General features: G+C 37.7%; 15 protein-coding genes, 2 tRNA genes, 3 rRNA genes and 2 pseudogenes. 21 read left to right on the forward strand and 1 reads right to left on the reverse strand.

From position 1 onward, the window contains the following. Positions 1–101 precede the first annotated feature (101 nt). On the reverse strand, positions 102–383 hold the full coding sequence (gene tusB, locus GAPWK_RS00075; protein ID WP_025314272.1) for a sulfurtransferase complex subunit TusB: 282 nt from the start codon (positions 381–383) through the stop codon (positions 102–104). Between the two features lie 136 nt (positions 384–519). Here tusB and tsaE point away from each other — a divergent pair, with 136 nt between their 5' ends. The 21 genes and pseudogenes from tsaE to rpoH all read left to right on the forward strand — a co-directional run bounded on the left by tsaE (position 520) and on the right by rpoH (position 21,441). After that, positions 520–987 carry a tRNA (adenosine(37)-N6)-threonylcarbamoyltransferase complex ATPase subunit type 1 TsaE gene (gene tsaE / locus GAPWK_RS00080; RefSeq protein WP_038516949.1) on the forward strand — a complete coding sequence of 156 codons (468 nt, stop codon included), beginning with the start codon at positions 520–522 and terminating at the stop codon, positions 985–987. 67 nt (positions 988–1,054) lie between these two features. After that, positions 1,055–1,759, forward strand: a pseudogene (locus tag GAPWK_RS00085) (N-acetylmuramoyl-L-alanine amidase); the annotation flags it as partial. Positions 1,760–1,779: 20 nt separating this feature from the next. Beyond that, on the forward strand, positions 1,780–3,636 hold the full coding sequence (gene mutL, locus GAPWK_RS00090; protein WP_025314274.1) for a DNA mismatch repair endonuclease MutL: 1,857 nt from the start codon (positions 1,780–1,782) through the stop codon (positions 3,634–3,636). Further along, a complete protein-coding gene (miaA, locus tag GAPWK_RS00095) occupies positions 3,633–4,544 on the forward strand; it encodes a tRNA (adenosine(37)-N6)-dimethylallyltransferase MiaA (protein ID WP_025314275.1) in 912 nt (303 codons plus the stop codon). Before mutL ends, miaA begins: the two co-directional genes overlap by 4 nt. Before the next feature lie 305 nt (positions 4,545–4,849). Next, complete coding sequence (gene hfq, locus GAPWK_RS00100) at positions 4,850–5,095, forward strand: RNA chaperone Hfq (protein ID WP_025314276.1); 246 nt, start codon at positions 4,850–4,852, stop codon at positions 5,093–5,095. Between the two features lie 21 nt (positions 5,096–5,116). Then, entirely contained in the window at positions 5,117–6,412 is a 1,296-nt protein-coding gene (hflX, locus tag GAPWK_RS00105) for a ribosome rescue GTPase HflX (protein WP_025314277.1), read from the forward strand. 23 nt (positions 6,413–6,435) lie between these two features. After that, positions 6,436–7,653, forward strand: a complete 1,218-nt coding sequence (gene hflK / locus GAPWK_RS00110; RefSeq protein WP_025314278.1) for an FtsH protease activity modulator HflK — start codon at positions 6,436–6,438, stop codon at positions 7,651–7,653. Positions 7,654–7,670: 17 nt separating this feature from the next. Then, positions 7,671–8,633, forward strand: a complete 963-nt coding sequence (gene hflC / locus GAPWK_RS00115) for a protease modulator HflC (protein WP_025314279.1) — start codon at positions 7,671–7,673, stop codon at positions 8,631–8,633. Positions 8,634–8,652: 19 nt separating this feature from the next. Then, positions 8,653–9,951: an adenylosuccinate synthase gene (locus GAPWK_RS00120; protein ID WP_025314280.1), complete on the forward strand. Its 1,299-nt coding sequence runs from the start codon at positions 8,653–8,655 to the stop codon at positions 9,949–9,951. 91 nt (positions 9,952–10,042) lie between these two features. Next, positions 10,043–11,224, forward strand: coding sequence for a formate-dependent phosphoribosylglycinamide formyltransferase (gene purT / locus GAPWK_RS00125; protein ID WP_025314281.1), 1,182 nt, complete (start codon positions 10,043–10,045; stop codon positions 11,222–11,224). Positions 11,225–11,526: 302 nt separating this feature from the next. Continuing rightward, positions 11,527–13,064: ribosomal RNA gene (locus GAPWK_RS00130) — 16S ribosomal RNA — on the forward strand. 56 nt (positions 13,065–13,120) lie between these two features. Further along, positions 13,121–13,197: transfer RNA gene (locus GAPWK_RS00135), tRNA-Ile, on the forward strand. 57 nt (positions 13,198–13,254) lie between these two features. Then, positions 13,255–13,330 (forward strand) — tRNA-Ala (locus GAPWK_RS00140). A gap of 214 nt (positions 13,331–13,544) precedes the next feature. Further along, positions 13,545–16,443 (forward strand): 23S ribosomal RNA (locus GAPWK_RS00145). A gap of 126 nt (positions 16,444–16,569) precedes the next feature. Continuing rightward, positions 16,570–16,685: ribosomal RNA gene (gene rrf, locus GAPWK_RS00150) — 5S ribosomal RNA — on the forward strand. Together the 16S, 23S and 5S rRNA genes with 2 tRNA genes alongside form the textbook arrangement of a ribosomal RNA operon. Before the next feature lie 224 nt (positions 16,686–16,909). Continuing rightward, positions 16,910–17,080 carry a hypothetical protein gene (locus tag GAPWK_RS14835; RefSeq protein ID WP_158413564.1) on the forward strand — a complete coding sequence of 57 codons (171 nt, stop codon included), beginning with the start codon at positions 16,910–16,912 and terminating at the stop codon, positions 17,078–17,080. A gap of 57 nt (positions 17,081–17,137) precedes the next feature. Next, entirely contained in the window at positions 17,138–17,698 is a 561-nt protein-coding gene (locus tag GAPWK_RS00155; protein WP_025314282.1) for a pseudouridine synthase, read from the forward strand. A gap of 185 nt (positions 17,699–17,883) precedes the next feature. Continuing rightward, positions 17,884–18,807: pseudogene (gene ftsY, locus GAPWK_RS00160) on the forward strand (signal recognition particle-docking protein FtsY); the annotation flags it as partial. A gap of 6 nt (positions 18,808–18,813) precedes the next feature. Next, a complete protein-coding gene (gene ftsE, locus GAPWK_RS00165) occupies positions 18,814–19,473 on the forward strand; it encodes a cell division ATP-binding protein FtsE (RefSeq protein WP_025314284.1) in 660 nt (219 codons plus the stop codon). Positions 19,474–19,475: 2 nt separating this feature from the next. Further along, a complete protein-coding gene (gene ftsX / locus GAPWK_RS00170) occupies positions 19,476–20,444 on the forward strand; it encodes a permease-like cell division protein FtsX (protein ID WP_025314285.1) in 969 nt (322 codons plus the stop codon). 136 nt (positions 20,445–20,580) lie between these two features. Beyond that, positions 20,581–21,441: an RNA polymerase sigma factor RpoH gene (rpoH, locus tag GAPWK_RS00175; protein ID WP_025314286.1), complete on the forward strand. Its 861-nt coding sequence runs from the start codon at positions 20,581–20,583 to the stop codon at positions 21,439–21,441. Positions 21,442–21,580: the final 139 nt, after the last annotated feature.

The raw sequence follows: 21,580 nt of genomic DNA on the forward strand, positions 1-21,580 counted from the left end.
ATTAGCTGAGATTAATTTAAAACATCACAATTATCGATAATAAAACACAGTGATTAAGATAATTAAAACTGACAGTTTGGGCTGGTTTACAAATAACCTTATTATTGCCAATTCATTTGTGGGTAATTGATTGCTGTTAATTCAACTGCTTGCTGCATATTGATAATTTTGACTCTTGGATCAATAAATGGCTGTAAACCACGTGCTTGAATATCATTATCAATAATGTAGCAATGTGCTGTTTTCTTGATAATTTCATTCAATAATGGATTATCTTGTAGCGCAATAATCACACCGTTTTGCCAAAATAAAACAGCATCTTGTTGCGATATTAATTGTGTATCTACGATTGATTGGTTAGCGGTTGAAATAGTATGTAACATAGTTCTCACTTTTTTTATACTGAAACGTATAGTTAACCTGAAACTTTTTGACAGAAAAGCAAGTTAATCTTGTTTGGTACATCTTTAATGGTTATTAGTATATAATAAGGACTATTTATTGAGCAAAGAATTCATCATGAAACCTATTATTTTAGCCGATGAGCAAGCAACCATTTCATTGGGTAGCAAACTTGCTAAGCAATGTTTAACTTATTTATCCAAACATGATGATACGATAGTTATCTATTTAATGGGTGAGCTTGGAGCAGGTAAAACCACGTTTAGTCGTGGATTTTTACAACAATTAGGTCATACAGGTAATGTCAAAAGTCCAACATATACTTTAGTTGAACCTTATCAGTTTAGTGACTTCTCTGTTTATCATTTTGATTTATACAGGTTAATTGATCCTGAAGAACTCGAATTTATGGGCATTCGTGAATATTTTTCTTCGCGTTCGATCTGTTTAGTTGAATGGCCTGAACAAGCACAAGGTATGTTGCCAAGTGCTGATCTCGAAATTCATTTGGCTTATCTAGCCTGTGAGCGTACGGCTTGTGTGCAAACAAAAAACGAAAAGGGTCGAACTATTATTAATCTTTAACAATAAACATTAACGGTAAAAGATGATGAAAAAATTACTTACTTTCTTAATGTTATTAGTGCTTTGTAGTTCAGCTTATGCAACTAAAGTAGTGATCGCTGTTGATGCTGGGCATGGTGGTAAAGATTCTGGTGCAATAGGTCAAAGTAATTTATATGAAAAGACTGTTACGTTTTCAATTGCTAAAAAGTTAACTAATTTGTTAAATAAAGATTCTAGTTTTAAAGGTGTATTAACCCGGAGCAATGATACTTTTATCTCGGTTCCACAGCGTTCAGACATTGCTCGAAAAAATAAAGCTAATTTATTAGTTTCAATTCATGCTGATGCAGCGCCAAATCGTAATGCAACTGGCGCATCAGTTTGGGTTTTATCGACCAAACGAGCCGATACTGAGCTTGGTCGATGGCTTGAACAAGATGAAAAAAAATCTCAATTATTAGGCGGTGCTGGTGATGTTCTCGCTGACGATAATAATCGTCACTTAAATCAAGCTGTGTTAGATTTACAATTTTCTTATTCTCAGCGAGTAGGCTATGAATTAGCAACGCAAGTTTTAAAATCAATCAAAAGTGTAATTAATCTTCATAAAAATCTGCCGGAACATGCAAGTTTAGGTGTTTTACGTTCACCTGATATCCCATCGATTTTAATTGAAGTTGGTTTTATTTCTAATCAAGAAGAAGAACGTCTGTTAAGCAGTAATACCCATCAAGATAAGATTGCTAAAGCCATTTATCAAGGTATAAAGAACTACGTAAAACAGAACCCTAAATTTGGAGAACAACATTAATGGCAATCCATATTCTATCTCCCCAATTAGCAAATCAAATTGCAGCAGGTGAGGTAGTAGAGCGCCCTGCATCTGTTATTAAAGAATTAGTTGAAAACAGCCTTGATGCGGGCAGTACTCAAATTGATATAGATCTTGAGCAAGGCGGCTGTAAATTAATTCGTATTCGTGATAATGGTTGTGGTATTAATAAAGATGAATTAGCACTTGCTTTAGCGCGTCACGCAACCAGTAAAATCAGTACGTTGGATGATTTAGATGCAATTATTAGTCTCGGATTTCGTGGCGAGGCATTAGCAAGTATTAGTTCTGTTTCTAGATTAACATTAACATCGAGAACGGCCGAACAGTCTGAAGCATGGCAAGTTTATGCGGAAGGTCGAGATATGAAGCCAACTATTAAACCAGCGGCTCATCCCATTGGCTCAACAGTTGAAGTTCTTGACCTATTTTATAATACTCCTGCAAGGCGCCGTTTTTTAAAAACAGAAAAAACCGAATTTATGCATATTGAGGAATTTGTACGGCGCATTGCACTGGCTCGTCCTGATGTCTCTTTTAATTTGCAACATAACGGTAAATTGGTTAAACAGTATCGAGCATCTGAATTAGAAAAAAGAGTCGAATTAGTTTGCGGCCGTGCGTTTATGCAAAAAGCGGTAAAACTAGATTGGCAACATGATGATTTAGTGATTCAAGGCTGGGTGACCAGTAGTGAAAGTAGCGAACTGCAATACTTTTATGTTAATGGTCGTGTTATCAAAGACAAATTGCTCAATCATGCATTGCGACAAGCTTACAATAGCCGTACTCATGAGCAACAAAGTTATGTTGTATTTTTACAAATTGATCCTAAGCAAGTCGATATTAATGTGCATCCAGCAAAACACGAAGTTCGGTTTCATGAAGCTAGATTAGTACATGATTTTGTTTATCAAGCAATTGTCATGGCACTTGAATCAAATCAACAGCTCGCATATAACGAAAAAATGGTAATGGCTCCGAATCGACAAGCTGCTGGTGAAAACATCTTTAATGAAAAAAAAGAAACTGAGCAAAAAAATTATCCAACAATTGGCTCGTTACCTAAAAAACCAATTAATCATCTTAAAGAAAATGCAATTTATGGACAGTTAGTCGAAACTAAACCAAAAGTTGAAATAGAAAAAACTCAGCCACAATCCTTTCAATCAATAGAAGATGATTCAATAACTGCACCACAACAAGCAGTTATTGAGGCACTGTTTCCTAAACGAAGTGTGCCATTACAATCATTACAACAGCAACTTGACAGCTCATCGCTAGTGCAATTTGGTCGAGTATTAACTATCATTCAATCTGATTTGGCATTGCTTGAAAAGTATGAAGATAATCAGCAAAAATTAATGTTGATGAAATTACCTGTAGCCCAACAAAAAGTAACAGCAATTAAATTATTATCTCAAGAATCTGAAAAATTATTAATTCCTTTAACGATATTAATTGATCATAAAGAACAACAACTTCTTACGAGTTATCAAAAGCAATTACATTTTTTAGGTTTTGATTTTTACATAGATAAAGCAAAATTACATTTACAAAGTGTGCCTAAAATGTTGCGTACTATGAATTGGCAACAAATCTTGCCTGCATTAATTAGTTTTTTATCAGAATCAGAACAGGAAGTATTAGATCCAACGCAGATAGCTAATTGGTTAGCCAATCAGTATGATGACGAGCATACTGTATGTTGGAGCGTAGCGAAAGTGATTCAGTTATTAGCTCAGTTAGAACAGATAGATATTAATCTGTTACAGCAACAAACATTTTTATATCCAGTTGATATACAATTATTTACTCAATCGATTTTATCATGAACAAACCAAAAATTATTTCTTTAATGGGGCCGACAGCATCCGGTAAAACGGCTTTTGCGATGGCTCTTTATGAGCGTTATCCTATTGATATTATAAGTGTTGATTCAGCGCTTATTTATCGTGGTATGGATATTGGAACCGCAAAACCAACTAAAGCAGAACAACAGAAATATCCGCATAAATTGATTGATATTTGCGATCCTGCACAAAGCTATTCGGCAGCTAATTTTCGGCATGATGCGATTGTCGAAATAGAAAAGACTCTAAGCAAAGGACGCATTCCATTGTTAGTCGGTGGTACCATGTTATATTTTAAAGCGTTAATTGAGGGGTTGTCACCGCTTCCTGTTGCTAACCCAGAAATACGTAAGCAAATAGAAGATAAAGCCAATAAAATGGGGTGGCAAGCGATTCATGAAGAATTACAAAAAGTCGATCCAATATCCGCTAAGCGTATCCATCCTAACGATCCACAGCGTCTAAATCGTGCTTTGGAAGTTTATCTTATTACGGGTAAAAGTTTAACCGAGCTAACCCAAGAAAGTGGCGAGGCTTTGCCATATGATATTATGCAATTTGCTATAATGCCTGATGATAGGGCTGAACTTCATCAGCGTATTGAGCAACGTTTTTTACAGATGTTAGATCAAGGTTTTGAAAATGAGGTCAAAACACTTATGCAGCGATCTGATTTACATTTAAACTTACCCTCTATTCGCTGTGTTGGTTATCGCCAAATGTGGGAATACTTAAATGGAGATACCAGTTATGATGAAATGGTATTCAAAGGAATTTGCGCTACTCGTCAATTAGCAAAACGGCAAATTACCTGGCTTCGTGGTTGGAAGCAACCTATAACGTGGTTAAATAGAAATAATATGGAAAATATTTTCAATCATCTCTTTTAATTTCAAATAGATATTTTTGTTGCTTATTACTTGGTCTTTTTATTTATTGATAGTTTATTTAGTTTTGTTAAAATATTTTAGCTTAATAAGGCGGTTTCATATATTTTTGTGTCTAGTTAATGTAAAGTTATTAAAATTTTAGTTATTTGTGCATAAATTGCAATTGAACGGTTCAAGTACCGTGTTTTTTATGTTATTTTGATATTTACTCACGTAAATATTTTATAGTTGCAATTACAATAGATATTTATTTTTTGAAAATACAATTTCAATCTTCATATTATTTCATTTTAAAGGATAATCTCATGTCAAAAGGGCAGTCATTACAAGATCCTTATTTGAATTTGCTTCGTCGCGAGCACATTCCTGTATCAATTTATTTGGTTAATGGTATTAAATTACAAGGCCAAATCGAATCATTCGATCAATTTGTTATATTACTAAAAAATACTGTAAGCCAAATGGTTTATAAACATGCTATCTCAACAGTTGTACCATCAAGAGCAATTTCTGGATTAGTATCTCAGCCAGAAGAGGAAAATGAAAACTGATTAAATCAGCGGAGAATCTGATTGTTTGAGCGATATAAAGGCGGTGAATCTGCCTTATTAGTCCATGTTTTCCTTCCTCAAGAAAGCGATATCGAGGATCTAAAAGAGTTTGAAGTATTGGTTACTTCTGCTCGAATAGAGATTCTCGATATTGTGACAACATCAAGAAAAACACCTCAAGCCAAATATTTTATTGGTGAAGGTAAAGCCTTAGAAATTGCTGAAAAAGTTAAAGAACTACAAGCTTCAGTTATTTTAGTCAATCATACATTGACGCCTACTCAAGAACGTAACCTTGAAAAATTATGTGAGTGTCGCGTTGTTGATCGAACTGGTTTGATTTTAGATATTTTTGCTCAACGAGCAAGAACGCATGAAGGTAAATTACAAGTTGAATTAGCACAATTGCAATATTTATCGACTCGTTTGGTTCGTGGATGGACACATTTAGAACGACAAAAAGGTGGTATTGGTTTACGAGGACCTGGTGAAACACAGCTAGAAACCGATAGACGATTGATTCGTCATAGAATTCAATTAATTTTATCAAGATTGGCTAAAGTAGAAAAACAGCGTAACCAAAATCGTCAATCAAGAAATAAAGCAGATTTATCCACAGCATCTTTAGTTGGATATACCAATGCAGGTAAATCAACACTGTTTAATGTTCTAACCAATGCCGATGTTTATGCGGCTGATCAGTTATTTGCTACACTTGATCCTACATTAAGGCGAATTATAGTTGACGATGTAGGTGAAGTTGTTTTGGCTGATACAGTAGGTTTTATTCGTCACTTACCTCATGATCTGATTGCAGCATTTAAAGCAACATTGTTAGAAACGCAAGAAGCAGCTTTATTGCTGCATGTTATTGACGCTGCGGATCCTAATATGTTGGATAATATACATGCAGTAGAAGAAGTGTTATTTGAAATTGATGCGCATGATATTCCAACACTGTTAGTAATGAATAAAATTGATTTAATTGAAGGTAGACAGCCAAGTATTGATCGTGATGAAGAAGGAGTCCCAATTCGTGTTTGGATTTCTGCTCAAAATGGTTTAGGATTAGATCTCTTATTTATAGCATTAAAAGAAAGGCTTGCTAAACAGATTCAAGTTTGTCAGTTGAGTTTACCAGCTCATTTGGCAAAACTCAGAAGTCGTTTTTATCAGTTAAATGCAGTAGAACGTGAATTTATTAATGATGATGGTAGTTTTCAACTAGATGTGAGAATGCCTTCTATTGAATGGAATCGTCTCTGTAAACAGGAGCCAGATCTGTTATACTTAATTAATACGCAAAATAACAACTAATCGTTAAATGGAGCATATAAAATATGGCGTGGAATCAGCCCGGAAATAACGGACAAGATAACGATCCATGGGGAAGTAATAACAAAAAACCTTCCAATTCAACAAATGATATATTGGATAAAATTAAAGATTTTCTAAAAAAAGGTAATTTAGGTAATAACAATGGCGGTTCATCAAAAACTAAATTACCGATGAGTCCGTCAAAAATTATTGCTATAGCATTTATTGCTTTAATTTTTATCTGGGGTCTAAGTGGGTTTTATACCATTAACCAAAGTCAAAGGGGAGTGATTACTCGCTTTGGTCAAGTTCAACCTGAAATTGTTCAACCTGGATTAAATTGGAAACCTACCTTAATCGATAAAGTCTATGTTGTTGACACCCAAGGTACTCGAAATTTCAATGTTCAAGGCTTTATTGTTACGACAGGCGAAAACCTTGTCTTTGTTGAAATGAACGTACAGTATCGTATCAGCAATCCATTAAAATATTTATTCAATGTTACTAATGTTGAAGATAGCTTACGCCAAGCTGCAGATAGTGCTCTTCGAACCGCTGTGGGTAGCTCTAATATTGATGCTATCATTTCCGATGGTCGCTCAATTCTTGAAAGTAGCACCAGAGATGAACTCGTTAATGTAATAACCCATTATGATATGGGAATTAATATTGTTGATTTAAACTTCCAAGTAGCTCGTCCACCGGATGAGGTTCAAGATGCTTATGATGATGCAATTCGAGCTCAAGGCGATAGTGAACGTGAAATCAAGCAAGCAGAAGCAGATAAAGTCCAATTAGTTCAGCAAGCAGAAGGTAAATCAGCAAGGATTTTAGCTGATGCTAATGCCTATAAAGTTCGAGTAGAACTTGAAGCGGCAGGTGACGTTGCACGTTTTGAACAAATTTTACCACAATATAAAGCGGCTCCTGAAATAACTAAAGAGCGTTTATATATTGAAACGATGGAAAAAATATTAGAGAAAACTAATAAAGTCATCGTTAGTGATAAAAGTGGTAATTTAATGGTATTACCATTAGAACAACTGCTAAAAAATAAAGGTGAAAAAGTATCTACACCAACAGTAAATCAAAATAGTGACTATAATTTTAATATGCCAAGTTCTTCTGAAGCGTTAAAAAGTACACCTCAAACAGCAAGTGAATCACAAAAAAGTACCACAACAAGTAACAATAGTTCTACTAGCAACACAGCAAGAACTATGCGAACTATGGGACAATAATAAGGAGAAAGATGAGTATGCGTAAATTATTGATTCCTGTTGTTTTAATTTTAATTGGTATGTTCTTTTCCAGCGCTTATGTGGTAGAAGAAGGTACACGTGGTGTTGTTTTAAGATTTAATAAAATTATTGGATTATCTAATCCAGGATTACATTTCAAAGTTCCTGGTATGGATAGTATCAAACTTATTGATGCGAAAATTCAAACAACTAATAGTTCTAATAACAGCAAAGAACAACGATTTTTTAACGTACAAAAGAAAGAATTGATTGTTGATTACTTTGTACAGTGGAAAATTGTCGATTTTAATCGTTATTATGAAACAGTTGCTGGCGGTAATAATGTTGAAGATTTACTTTTAGCGCGTTTAAATGGTCGCTTAAGAGCTGAAATCGGTAAATTAAGCAATAAAGACATTATTAATGATTCTAATGCAGACACAAAATCACGAAATTCTTTAATGATTCGGGTTAAAGATGCTTTAAATGGAACTCATCAAGACTCAATTGACTCAGCACCAATTGATAAATTGGTTGCTGACACCCAAAAAGATCCTGAAAGTAATAAAACCAGCTTAAGAGCATTTGGTGTTGAAGTCATTGATGTTCGCATAAAACAGATTAACTTCCCTGCTGAGGTTTCTGGTTCTATTTATGCAAGAATGCGAGCAGAACGTGAAGTTATTGCACGTGATAAACGTTTTGAAGGTGTCAGAAAAGCTGAAGAAACAAGAGCAACAGCTACACTTGAAGCAACCAAAATATTATCTGAAGCAGAGCGTCAATCTCGTATTATCCGTGGTGAAGGTGATGCTAATGCGGCAAAACTATATGCTGATGCCTTTGGCAAAGATATGGTGTTTTTTAGTTTTATTCGTAGTTTAAAAGCGTATGAACAAAGCTTTACAGGCAATGATGTGATGGTCATTAGTCCTGATAGTGAGTTTTTCCAGTATATGAAATTGAAATCAAATAAATAACAGAATGAGTAAACAGTCTATGAGTAATAATGTTGTTGTGCTTGGTACACAATGGGGTGATGAAGGCAAAGGTAAAGTTGTCGATTTACTTACTGAAAAAGCAAAATATGTTGTTCGTTATCAAGGCGGACATAATGCAGGTCACACATTAGTTATTAATGGTGAAAAAACTGTACTACATTTAATTCCATCAGGAATTCTGCATAATAATGTTACTAGTATTATTGCTAATGGTGTAGTGCTTTGCCCCGATGCTTTAATGAAAGAGATGAAAGAACTTGAAACTAGAGGCATACCTGTTAAAGAAAGGCTACTCATCTCTGAATCTTGCCCGTTAATTTTGCCTTATCATATTGCATTAGATCAAGCTCGAGAAAAAGCTCGTGGTAATAAAGCTATTGGTACTACCGGTCGAGGTATTGGCCCTGCTTATGAAGATAAGGTAGCGCGTCGTGGACTTCGTGTCGGGGATTTACTTGATAGAGCGGTATTTGCTGAAAAATTAAAAGAAGTGATGGAATACCACAACTTTCAATTAGTTAATTACTATAAAGCCGATGCAGTTGATTATCAGAAAGTTCTTGATGACACATTAGCAATTGCTGATACTTTAGTGTCTATGATTGCCGATATTCCTGCACTTTTAGAAGATGCACGAAAAAAAGGCGAAAAAATTATGTTCGAAGGAGCACAAGGTACATTACTTGATATTGATCATGGTACTTATCCTTACGTGACCTCTTCTAATACAACCGCGGGTGGAGTGGCAACTGGTTCTGGTTTTGGTCCTCGTTATGTTGGTTATGTATTAGGAATTGTTAAAGCCTACTCTACACGAGTTGGGGCAGGACCTTTTCCTACAGAATTATTCGATGAAACTGGTGAATACCTTTGTAAAAAAGGTAATGAATTCGGTGCAACAACAGGGCGTCGTCGTCGTACAGGATGGTTAGATGCTGTTGCTATTCGAAAAGCAGTACAACTTAATTCTGTTTCTGGATTTTGTCTAACAAAACTGGATGTACTCGATGGTCTTAAAGAAGTTAAAATTTGTGTAGGCTATCAATTACCAAATGGTGATGTAATAAAAAATGCACCAGCAGCAGCTGAAGATTGGAGTTTGGTAAAACCAGTTTATGAATCAATGCCTGGTTGGAGTGAATCAACGTTTGGAATCAAGAGTTATGATGCACTACCACAAGCTGCAAAAGCCTATATCAAACGAATTGAAGAATTAACGGAAACGCCAGTTGATATTATTTCAACAGGTCCGGATCGTAGTGAAACTATGATTTTACGAGATCCATATACAGTATAATTTTAAATTAAGAAAAATCGGGATAGTTATCCCGATTTTTATTTTTAAGCTTATTAACAAAGTATAATGATTAAACCTATAAGAGGATATTATGACAAAAATAGGGACACCATTATCGCCTAGTGCAACAAAAGTTTTACTTTGTGGCGCAGGAGAACTAGCAAAAGAAGTTGTAATCGAATTACAACGATTAGGTTGCGAAGTTATTGCTGTTGATCGTTATGCTAATGCTCCTGCGATGCAAGTTGCACATCGTTATTATATAATCAATATGTTAGATGGTGATGAACTAAGAAGTGTCATTGAAACTGAAAAACCTGATTATATTGTTCCTGAAATAGAAGCAATTGCTACTGATACACTAGTTGAGATGGAAAAAAAAGGTTTTACTGTTATCCCAACGGCCAAAGCCACTCAATTAACAATGAATCGTGAAGGTATACGTCGCCTTGCTGCTGAAAAACTAAAGTTACCGACTTCACCCTATCGTTTCGCTACAAATAAAACAGAATTTAAACAAGCGATAACAGAAATCGGTTTTCCTTGTTTTGTTAAACCAATTATGAGTTCTTCTGGTAAAGGTCAATCATTATTGCGAAGTGAAGTTGATATTGATTCCTCATGGACCTATGCTCAAGAAGGCGGTCGAGCCGGTGAAGGAAAAGTAATAATAGAAGGCTTTGTGGATTTTGATTACGAAATCACCTTGCTAACAGTCAAACATATCAATGGTATTTCATTCTGTGAGCCTATCGGTCATCGTCAAGAAAAAGGGGATTATCGAGAATCTTGGCAACCACAACAAATGTCTAATCAAGCCTTAAATCTGGCAAAAGAAATTGCAACGAAAATAACTGAAGCACTAGGAGGACGAGGTTTATTTGGTGTTGAATTGTTTGTAAAGGGTGATCAAGTTTGGTTTAGTGAGGTTTCTCCTCGCCCGCATGACACTGGTTTGGTAACATTAATATCTCAAAACTTATCTGAATTTGCATTGCACGCTAGAGCTATACTAGGATTACCTATTCCTAGGATTGAACAATACGGAGCTGCAGCTTCAGCAGTAATTTTAGTAAATGGTTCTTCAAATCAAGTTACATTTGCTAATTTAGAAAAAGCATTACAAGAGCCGCATACAGATATACGTTTATTTGGTAAACCTGAAGTAGAGGGTGTCAGACGAATGGGAGTAGCATTAGCTAAAGCTGACACCAATTCCGAAGCGATAAATAAAGCTGTAAATGCAGTTAAGCAACTCAAAATAACGCTATAACGCACTATTTTGAGTAAAAAGCAATCAGTTAATCCAAAAATAGCAAAATTTCTAAAATAGGGGTTGACGAGTGCGAGTGAAGTGAGTAACATACGCAACCCTTGAGACAGCAAACTAAATAACAAAAAATTTAGTTAATTAAAAAAGCTGTCAGCTCTTTAAAAAGAAGAAACAGACAATCTGTGTGGGCACTTGCGAGACGAAAGATTAAAAGTCTACGGACTAAAAAAAATTAAGTCTTGATAAGTGACACTGAAGATTCATTTGAATATGTCAGAGACAGTTATTGAGCATCAAACTTTAAATTGAAGAGTTTGATCATGGCTCAGATTGAACGCTGGCGGCAGGCTTAACACATGCAAGTCGAACGGTAACATGAGTGCTTGCACTTGATGACGAGTGGCGGACGGGTGAGTAAAGTATGGGGATCTGCCGAATGGAGGGGGACAACAGTTGGAAACGACTGCTAATACCGCATAAAGTTGAGAGACCAAAGCATGGGACCTTCGGGCCATGCGCCATTTGATGAACCCATATGGGATTAGCTAGTTGGTAGGGTAATGGCTTACCAAGGCGACGATCTCTAGCTGGTCTGAGAGGATGACCAGCCACACTGGAACTGAGACACGGTCCAGACTCCTACGGGAGGCAGCAGTGGGGAATATTGCACAATGGGGGAAACCCTGATGCAGCCATGCCGCGTGTATGAAGAAGGCCTTCGGGTTGTAAAGTACTTTCGGTGATGAGGAAGGTGGTGTATCTAATAGGTGCATCAATTGACGTTAATTACAGAAGAAGCACCGGCTAACTCCGTGCCAGCAGCCGCGGTAATACGGAGGGTGCGAGCGTTAATCGGAATGACTGGGCGTAAAGGGCATGTAGGCGGATAATTAAGTTAGGTGTGAAAGCCCTGGGCTCAACCTAGGAATTGCACTTAAAACTGGTTAACTAGAGTATTGTAGAGGAAGGTAGAATTCCACGTGTAGCGGTGAAATGCGTAGAGATGTGGAGGAATACCGGTGGCGAAGGCGGCCTTCTGGACAGATACTGACGCTGAGATGCGAAAGCGTGGGGAGCAAACAGGATTAGATACCCTGGTAGTCCACGCTGTAAACGATGTCGATTTGGAGTTTGTTGCCTAGAGTGATGGGCTCCGAAGCTAACGCGATAAATCGACCGCCTGGGGAGTACGGCCGCAAGGTTAAAACTCAAATGAATTGACGGGGGCCCGCACAAGCGGTGGAGCATGTGGTTTAATTCGATGCAACGCGAAGAACCTTACCTGGTCTTGACATCCACAGAATCTTGCAGAGATGCGGGAGTGCCTTCGGGAACTGTGAGACAGGTGCTGCATGGCTGTCGTCAGCTCGTGTTGTGAAATGTTGGGTTAAGTCCCGCAACGAGCGCAACCCTTATCCTTTGTTGCCATCGGTTAGGCCGGGAACTCAAAGGAGACTGCCGTTGATAAAGCGGAGGAAGGTGGGGACGACGTCAAGTCATCATGGCCCTTACGACCAGGGCTACACACGTGCTACAATGGCGTATACAAAGGGAGGCGACCTCGCGAGAGCAAGCGGACCTCATAAAGTACGTCTAAGTCCGGATTGGAGTCTGCAACTCGACTCCATGAAGTCGGAATCGCTAGTAATCGTGAATCAGAATGTCACGGTGAATACGTTCCCGGGCCTTGTACACACCGCCCGTCACACCATGGGAGTGGGTTGCACCAGAAGTAGATAGCTTAACCTTCGGGAGGGCGTTTACCACGGTGTGGTCCATGACTGGGGTGAAGTCGTAACAAGGTAACCGTAGGGGAACCTGCGGTTGGATCACCTCCTTACGAAGAGCTCGTAAGTGTTCACACAGATTGTTTGTTTATAAAAGAGTCACTTTATTGGGTCTGTAGCTCAGGTGGTTAGAGCGCACCCCTGATAAGGGTGAGGTCGGTGGTTCAAGTCCACTCAGACCCACCAATTCAACTTAAATTTAGCTGATTTTTGCTTTAACGAGTTGGAGAAGTGAAAGAAAATGGGGCTATAGCTCAGCTGGGAGAGCGCCTGCCTTGCACGCAGGAGGCCAGCGGTTCGATCCCGCTTAGCTCCACCATTAAAGAAGTCTCTTTTAAACTAAATTATGTTTGTATTTACTTGAAGTCGGTGGATGGTAAAGTGAATAGAAGTATAAAGCTCTTTAACAATTAGGAACAAGCTGAAAGAAACGAGTTCTCGTTTTTATGTTGAGCTGATATATGAAAGTATGTTGGTTTGAGGTAAGAAAGAGAAGAAAGCGTAATAAAAACCAAGACAACTGTGAGTTGTAAGGTTAAGAAATTAAGCGTACACGGTGGATGCCTAGGCAATCAGAGGCGAAGAAGGACGTGTTAATCTGCGAAAAGCAACGGTGAGTCGATAAAAGGCGCTATAACCGTTGATGTCCGAATGGGGAAACCCAGTACAGGCGACTGTACTATCATCTGATGAATCCATAGTCAGATGAGGCGAACCGGGAGAACTGAAACATCTAAGTACCCCGAGGAAAAGAAATCAACCGAGATTCCCTAAGTAGCGGCGAGCGAAAGGGGAGAAGCCCAAGCGGGTAGCATAATGTATTAATGGAAGCGTCTGGAAAGTCGCACGATAGAGGGTGAAAGTCCCGTACATGAAAATGCATTATGTGGAAGCTTATAGAGTAGGGCGGGACACGTGATATCCTGTCTGAAGAAGGGGGGACCATCCTCCAAGGCTAAATACTCCTGATTGACCGATAGTGAACCAGTACCGTGAGGGAAAGGCGAAAAGAACCCCGGGAGGGGAGTGAAATAGACCCTGAAACCGTGTACGTACAATCAGTGGGAGCTGTTACCGTTGGGTGATAGTGACTGCGTACCTTTTGTATAATGGGTCAGCGACTTATATTCTGTAGCGAGGTTAACCGAATAGGGGAGCCGAAGGGAAACCGAGTATTAACTGTGCGTTAAGTTGCAGGGTATAGACCCGAAACCCGGTGATCTAGCCATGGGCAGGTTGAAGGTTGGTTAACACTAACTGGAGGACCGAACCGACTAATGTTGAAAAATTAGCGGATGACCTGTGGCTGGGGGTGAAAGGCCAATCAAACCGGGAGATAGCTGGTTCTCCCCGAAAGCTATTTAGGTAGCGCCTCATGAGTAACTGTTGGGGGTAGAGCACTGTTTCGGCTAGGGGGCCATCCCGGCTTACCAACCCGATGCAAACTACGAATACTGACAAGTTTAATCATGGGAGACACACGGCGGGTGCTAACGTTCGTCGTGAAGAGGGAAACAACCCAGACCGCCAGCTAAGGTCCCAAAGTCATAGTTAAGTGGGAAACGAAGTGGGAAGGCTTAGACAGCTAGGATGTTGGCTTAGAAGCAGCCATCATTTAAAGAAAGCGTAATAGCTCACTAGTCGAGTCGGCCTGCGCGGAAGATGTAACGGGGCTAAAACTATGCACCGAAGCTGCGGCAGCGCACGAAAGTGTGTTGGGTAGGGGAGCGTTCTGTAAACCGTAGAAGGTGTACTGTGAGGTATGCTGGAGGTATCAGAAGTGCGAATGCTGACATAAGTAACGATAAAGCGGGTGAAAAGCCCGCTCGCCGGAAGACCAAGGGTTCCTGTCCAACGTTAATCGGGGCAGGGTGAGTCGACCCCTAAGGAGAGGCCGAAGGGCGTATCTGATGGGAAACGGGTTAATATTCCCGTACTGGCTATAACTGCGATGGGGGGACGAAGAAGGCTAGGTTTACCACCTATTGGATGGTGGGTTAAGCGTGTAGGGGTGTGATTAGGCAAATCCGGTCACTAAGACTCTGAGGCGTGATGACGAGCTACTAAGGTAGTGAAGTAATTGATGCCCTGCTTCCAGGAAAATCCTCTAAGCTTCAGGTTATAGTTAATCGTACCCGAAACCGACACAGGTGGTCAGGTAGAGAATACTAAGGCGCTTGAGAGAACTCGGGTGAAGGAACTAGGCAAAATGGTGCCGTAACTTCGGGAGAAGGCACGCTGATGGTAATTGAAATCCCATGCGGATGTAGGTGAAGTCAGTCGAAGATACCAGCTGGCTGCAACTGTTTAATAAAAACACAGCACTGTGCAAACACGAAAGTGGACGTATACGGTGTGACGCCTGCCCGGTGCTGGAAGGTTAATTGATGGGGTTATGCGTAAGCAGAAGCTCTTGATCGAAGCCCCAGTAAACGGCGGCCGTAACTATAACGGTCCTAAGGTAGCGAAATTCCTTGTCGGGTAAGTTCCGACCTGCACGAATGGCGTAATGATGGCCAGGCTGTCTCCACCCGAGACTCAGTGAAATTGAAATTGCCGTGAAGATGCGGTGTACCCGTGGCAAGACGGAAAGACCCCGTGAACCTTTACTATAGCTTGACAGTGAACATTGAGCCTTAATGTGTAGGATAGGTGGGAGACTAAGAAGTGTGTACGCCAGTATGCATGGAGTCGCCCTTGAAATACCACCCTTTAATGTTTGATGTTCTAACCTATACTTCTGAATCGAGGTAAGGGACACTGTCTGGTGGGTAGTTTGACTGGGGCGGTCTCCTCCCAAAGAGTAACGGAGGAGCACGAAGGTTAGCTAATCCTGGTCGGACATCAGGAGGTTAGTGCAATGGCAAAAGCTAGCTTGACTGCGAGAGTGACGGCTCGAGCAGGTACGAAAGTAGGTCATAGTGATCCGGTGGTTCTGAATGGAAGGGCCATCGCTCAACGGATAAAAGGTACTCCGGGGATAACAGGCTGATACCGCCCAAGAGTTCATATCGACGGCGGTGTTTGGCACCTCGATGTCGGCTCATCACATCCTGGGGCTGAAGTAGGTCCCAAGGGTACGGCTGTTCGCCGTTTAAAGTGGTACGCGAGCTGGGTTTAGAACGTCGTGAGACAGTTCGGTCCCTATCTGCCATGGGCGTAGGAAAATTGAGGGGGTTTGCTTCTAGTACGAGAGGACCGAAGTGAACGCACCGCTGGTGTTCGGGTTGTGATGCCAATTGCATTGCCCGGTAGCTACGTGCGGAATAGATAAGTGCTGAAAGCATCTAAGCACGAAACTAGCCTCGAGATGAGTTTTCCCTGATGAGAGTCAGTAAGGTCCGTTTGAGACTAAGACGTAGATAGGTCAGGTGTGTAAGTGTAGTGATACATTGAGCTAACTGATACTAATGAACCGAGAGTCTTAACCTTACAACTCGGAGTTGTTTTGGGTACGCGATAGAGTGATTACAAGGTAATCGAACAGTTTGTTCCGGATTGAGAGATTAGTGCGTATATGAGATAATGTGCTAATTGATAAAGAGAAGACAGTATATGTCTGGCGGTAATAGCGCGGTGGTCCCACCTGACCCCATGCCGAACTCAGAAGTGAAACGCCGAAGTGCCGATGGTAGTGTGGGTATTACCCATGTGAGAGTAGGGAGCCGCCAGACTTTTAAATATAGCGAGAGCCCAGCAGGAATGCTGGGCTTTTTTGCATATAGAGATTATAAAACTTACTAAAATTTATAGAAAGTTAGAAAAGATGTTATGTTTTAAAAAAGTGGTAATCAGATATCTGATTATTCATTAATAACATTTAATAAACAGTTTTCTAAATTGTTTATAAATAGGTGATTAATTAGTTGTTTAGAACCAGTTATCTATGGAGTAAAGAATGGATAATCTAAACTTTTTGTATCAATTTATGGGTACAGATTTTATAGATAGATATACTACTGTACCTCAGTTAATTGGTATTTTAGGTTATTTTGTAGGCATTAGTGCTTTTTTACAACGTCGTGATAATGTTTTTCGTTGGCAGTTAACAATCGTAAAATTTATTTAGTGTATAATAACAAATAATCTAAGGATGATATTGAAACTAAATTTAAAGCGGGATGAGATGCACTCATTAATAGCCTTTAATAAACCCTTTAATGTCATAACGCAGTTTTCACCTCATGAAAAATATCAGACATTAAAAGATTTTATAAAATTACCAAAATTTTATCCGGCTGGACGTTTAGATACCGATAGTGAAGGATTGTTATTGTTAACAAATGATGGTAAATTACAAACTAAAATCAGCTCACCAAAATTTAAATTGCCAAAAACCTACTGGGTACAAGTAGAAGGTTCAATTAGCCAACAAGCTATAGATAAACTAAGAAAAGGTATTCAATTAAAGGAATTTTATACAGCTCCAGCTATAGTCGATTTTCTAAATGAGCCATCGCTACTATGGAATAGAGTTCCTCCAATTCGCGAACGTAAAAAAATACCCACATCTTGGATAAGTATTACCATCACCGAGGGTAAGAATCGCCAAGTTAGGAGAATGTGTGCGGCAGTGGGTTTTCCTTGTTTAAGACTAATTAGAGTTCAAGTCGGCAAATATAATTTATTTACTCATCAATTACCATTAGGTGAGTGGTGTCATATTAAAACTTCAGATCTTTATTGATAATTAATTTTAATTATTATTTATATTTAAAGTATCATTCATTTTATAATTTAATAAAATGATCAAATAGATCAATAATTTTATACCTTTTGTTTGAATACATTGGGCTTTATTCTAAAATAATATAAAATGAAAATGATCACAATTAATTGTAATGGGATAAACAATTTATGGTTGAACAAAAAAAAGAAGGATTTTTTTCTCGTTTAAAAAAAGGACTTTTTAAAACAAAACAGAATATAGGATCAGGATTTCTTAACTTATTTAGAGGAAAAAAGATCGATGATGCACTATTTGAAGAATTAGAAGAACAATTGCTCATCGCAGATGTTGGTTTTGATACAACACAAAAGATTATTGGCGCATTAACTCAACAAGCTTCAAGAAAAGAGCTAAAAGATGCAGATGCATTACATGAACTTTTAAAACAAGAAATGAAATCTATATTAGACGGAGTCGATAAACCACTTAATATAGATAATCATAAACCATTTGTTATTTTAATGGTTGGTGTTAATGGTGTTGGTAAAACAACAACTATTGGTAAATTAGCTCGTCAATTTCAGCAACAAGGCAAATCAGTTATGCTCGCTGCTGGTGATACTTTTCGTGCTGCAGCTGTTGAACAATTACAAGTATGGGGTGAACGTAATAATATTCCTGTTATTGCTCAACATACTAATGCCGATTCAGCATCAGTCATTTTTGATGCTATACAAGCAGCAAAAGCAAAAAAAATTGATGTATTAATTGCAGATACAGCTGGCCGTTTACAAAATAAATCTCATTTGATGGATGAGTTAAAAAAAATAGTGCGAGTAATTAAAAAGCAAGATGAAACGGCACCACATGAAATTATGTTAACAATTGATGCAGGTACAGGACAGAATGCTATTAGTCAAACTAAACTATTTAATGAGGCAGTTGGTGTTACAGGAATGGCATTAACTAAATTAGATGGAACAGCAAAAGGTGGTATTATTTTTAGTGTTGCTGATCAGTTTAATATACCTATTCGTTATATTGGGGTTGGTGAAAAAATTGAAGATTTAAGACCATTTGTTGCCGATGATTTTATTAACGCTCTGTTCGATCAAACAGAAGAGTAAAAAACAATGATCCAATTTCAACGTGTAAGTAAAGTTTATTCTGGTGGGAAACCAGCATTGCAAAATATAAACTTTACTTTATTACCCGGAGAAATGGCATTTTTAACGGGTCATTCGGGTGCAGGTAAAAGTACCCTAATGCGACTAATTTGTGGATTAGAAAAGGCAAATGATGGCAAAGTTTTGCTAAATGGTATTGATGTCTCAAGATTAAAACGACAAGAAATGCCATTTTTACGCCGTACTATTGGCATGATTTTTCAAGATCATCAATTACTAATGGATCATACTGTTTATGATAACGTTGCTATTCCATTAATTATTTTAGGTAAAGCACCTGAAGAGATTCGTCGACGAGTTTCTGCCTCATTGGATAAAGTTGGATTGTTAAATAAAATGAAATTTTATCCCATACAGTTATCTGGTGGTGAGCAGCAACGTGTTGGGATTGCTCGAGCAATTGTAAATCATCCTAATGTCCTACTTGCTGATGAACCAACAGGAAATTTAGATGATAAACTTTCGAAAGACATTTTAAAACTATTTGAGGAGTTTAATCAAACTGGGGTAACTGTCTTGATGGCGACTCACAATATGGCGCTTGTTCGCCACAAACAACATCGTATATTACATTTAAATCAAGGGCATTTAGAGGTTAAAAATTAATAATGAGCGCTAATATTAAACCAAATAAATCCAATGGAAAAGAGAGTAATATTTTTTTTTGTCATTGGAGACGGCAAATTGGTTATGCCTGGCGTAATACTTTTATTAATTTTACCCAACATATTTTTGCTTCATTATTGACAGTTTTTGTTATTGCGATTTCAATAACATTACCGACGATTAGCTATTTACTTTGGAAGAATGCTAATCATGCTTCTGATCAGTGGTACCCAACGCCAAATTTAACTGTATACATAAATAAGGAATTAACTTCAACACAGACCACAGAATTGATTTCTAAACTTAAATCTTATCCTGAGGTCGAAAAAATTGAATATCTTTCGCGAGATCAAACAAAAGAAGAATTTAAAACATGGTCTGGATTTGGTAACGCGCTTGATCTTTTGGATGAAAATCCATTACCTGCTGTAGCAATTATTATTCCAAAAGAAGAAGCGAAACAAACAACTATATTGCATGCTTTTCAATCCAAATTACTAGAAATTAAAGGGGTTGATGATGTTCAACTTGATGATAGTTGGTTTACTCGATTAACTGCATTGACCGATATGGTAAAATCCATCGTGTGGGTAATTTCGATATTCATGATTGGATCTGTTTCACTGGTTATAGGTAATAGTATTCGATTAAACATTTTTGCTCGTAGGCAAGTCATTGTGGTTATGCAATTAATTGGCGCAACTGAAGGTTTTATATTACGCCCATTTTTGTATAATGGTATGTTAATTGGATTTATTAGTGCTATTTTTGCGTTAATTTTGTCAGAAGTATTTATTTTTCAAATAGATTCAATTATATTACGCGTTTCTGCTATTTTTGGTACAAAATTTACAATTAAAGGTCTTTCATGGGATGAAAGTATATTAATTGTATTATTCTCTATAATTCTTGGTTGGCTTTCTGCAATGATATCGACTAAGAAATATTTAAAAACGATGCGCATTGCTTGATTATTAAAGTATAGTTTTTTGTTATCAAATTAATAATAAATGTGAACTAAATCACATTTTAGTGGTCTAATATTACAGTTATATTGTTGCTATTATCAATAAGCGACAAAACTAGTTAAATTAAGGAGGGAGTTAAATGAGTACTGATTTAAAAATGCAAGTAGGTGCTTTAATCCCACAAGGAAATATTGAATCATATCTTCGAATGATTAATACTTATCCAATGTTAACTGCTGAGGAAGAAAAATCATTAGGCGAAAAGCTTTACTATCATGATGATGTTGATGCTGCAAAACAATTAATTTTGTCACATTTACGTTTTGTTGCACATATTGCTCGCGGTTATTCTGGTTATGGTTTACCTCAAGCAGATTTAATTCAAGAAGGTAATATTGGTTTAATGAAAGCCGTACGTCGCTTTAACCCTGAAATGGGGGTTCGCTTAGTTTCATTTGCTGTGCATTGGATAAAAGCTGAAATACATGAATATGTTCTAAAAAATTGGCGTATTGTTAAAGTTGCAACTACAAAAGCACAAAGAAAGTTATTCTTCAATCTAAGAAAAAATAAACAACGTTTAGGTTGGTTTAATAGTGCTGAAGTGGATATGGTTGCTGATGAACTTGGTGTAAGCCGTAAAGATGTTTTAGAGATGGAATCGCGCATGTCAGCGCAAGACATGTCATTTGACATTGATAATGATGATGATGATAATTCAATTGTTGCACCGGCACTATATTTAGAAGACAGTAATTCTGATTTTTCAAAATCAATTGAAAATGACAATTGGGAGAATGATGCAACCGATAAGCTACATGATGCCTTATCTCAATTAGATGAACGTAGCCAAGATATTATTAAAGCGCGTTGGTTAGATGCAGATGATAGTAAATCAACATTGCAAGTATTGGCCGACAAATATAGCGTTTCAGCCGAACGTATACGCCAACTTGAAAAAAATGCAATGAAAAAACTACGAGTTGCTATAGAAGCATAATTTATTTTTATTAATAATAAATAGCCCTACTTTGGTTAAAAGTGGGGCTTTTTTGTAATCTAAATTTAATTTATCTATTTAATAAAGAAGATAATAATAGTATTTATTATTTTATAATAATAAAAAATTATCATTTTAT

It is taken from the genome of Gilliamella apicola (genome assembly GCF_000599985.1).
GTDB classification, from domain to species: domain Bacteria; phylum Pseudomonadota; class Gammaproteobacteria; order Enterobacterales; family Orbaceae; genus Gilliamella; species Gilliamella apicola.

Bases quoted from the DNA above. Each gene is read 5' to 3' on its own strand.
- mutL (WP_025314274.1), top strand. From the start codon at position 1,780: ATGGCAATCCATATTCTATCTCCCCAATTAGCAAATCAAATTGCAGCA.
- hflK (WP_025314278.1), top strand. From the start codon at position 6,436: ATGGCGTGGAATCAGCCCGGAAATAACGGACAAGATAACGATCCATGG.
- GAPWK_RS00120 (WP_025314280.1), top strand. From the start codon at position 8,653: ATGAGTAATAATGTTGTTGTGCTTGGTACACAATGGGGTGATGAAGGC.
- hfq (WP_025314276.1), top strand. From the start codon at position 4,850: ATGTCAAAAGGGCAGTCATTACAAGATCCTTATTTGAATTTGCTTCGT.
- purT (WP_025314281.1), top strand. From the start codon at position 10,043: ATGACAAAAATAGGGACACCATTATCGCCTAGTGCAACAAAAGTTTTA.
- ftsE (WP_025314284.1), top strand. From the start codon at position 18,814: ATGATCCAATTTCAACGTGTAAGTAAAGTTTATTCTGGTGGGAAACCA.
- ftsX (WP_025314285.1), top strand. From the start codon at position 19,476: ATGAGCGCTAATATTAAACCAAATAAATCCAATGGAAAAGAGAGTAAT.
- rpoH (WP_025314286.1), top strand. From the start codon at position 20,581: ATGAGTACTGATTTAAAAATGCAAGTAGGTGCTTTAATCCCACAAGGA.
- hflC (WP_025314279.1), top strand. From the start codon at position 7,671: ATGCGTAAATTATTGATTCCTGTTGTTTTAATTTTAATTGGTATGTTC.
- tsaE (WP_038516949.1), top strand. From the start codon at position 520: ATGAAACCTATTATTTTAGCCGATGAGCAAGCAACCATTTCATTGGGT.
- GAPWK_RS00155 (WP_025314282.1), top strand. From the start codon at position 17,138: ATGCACTCATTAATAGCCTTTAATAAACCCTTTAATGTCATAACGCAG.
- miaA (WP_025314275.1), top strand. From the start codon at position 3,633: ATGAACAAACCAAAAATTATTTCTTTAATGGGGCCGACAGCATCCGGT.
- tusB (WP_025314272.1), bottom strand. From the start codon at position 383: ATGTTACATACTATTTCAACCGCTAACCAATCAATCGTAGATACACAA.
- GAPWK_RS14835 (WP_158413564.1), top strand. From the start codon at position 16,910: ATGGATAATCTAAACTTTTTGTATCAATTTATGGGTACAGATTTTATA.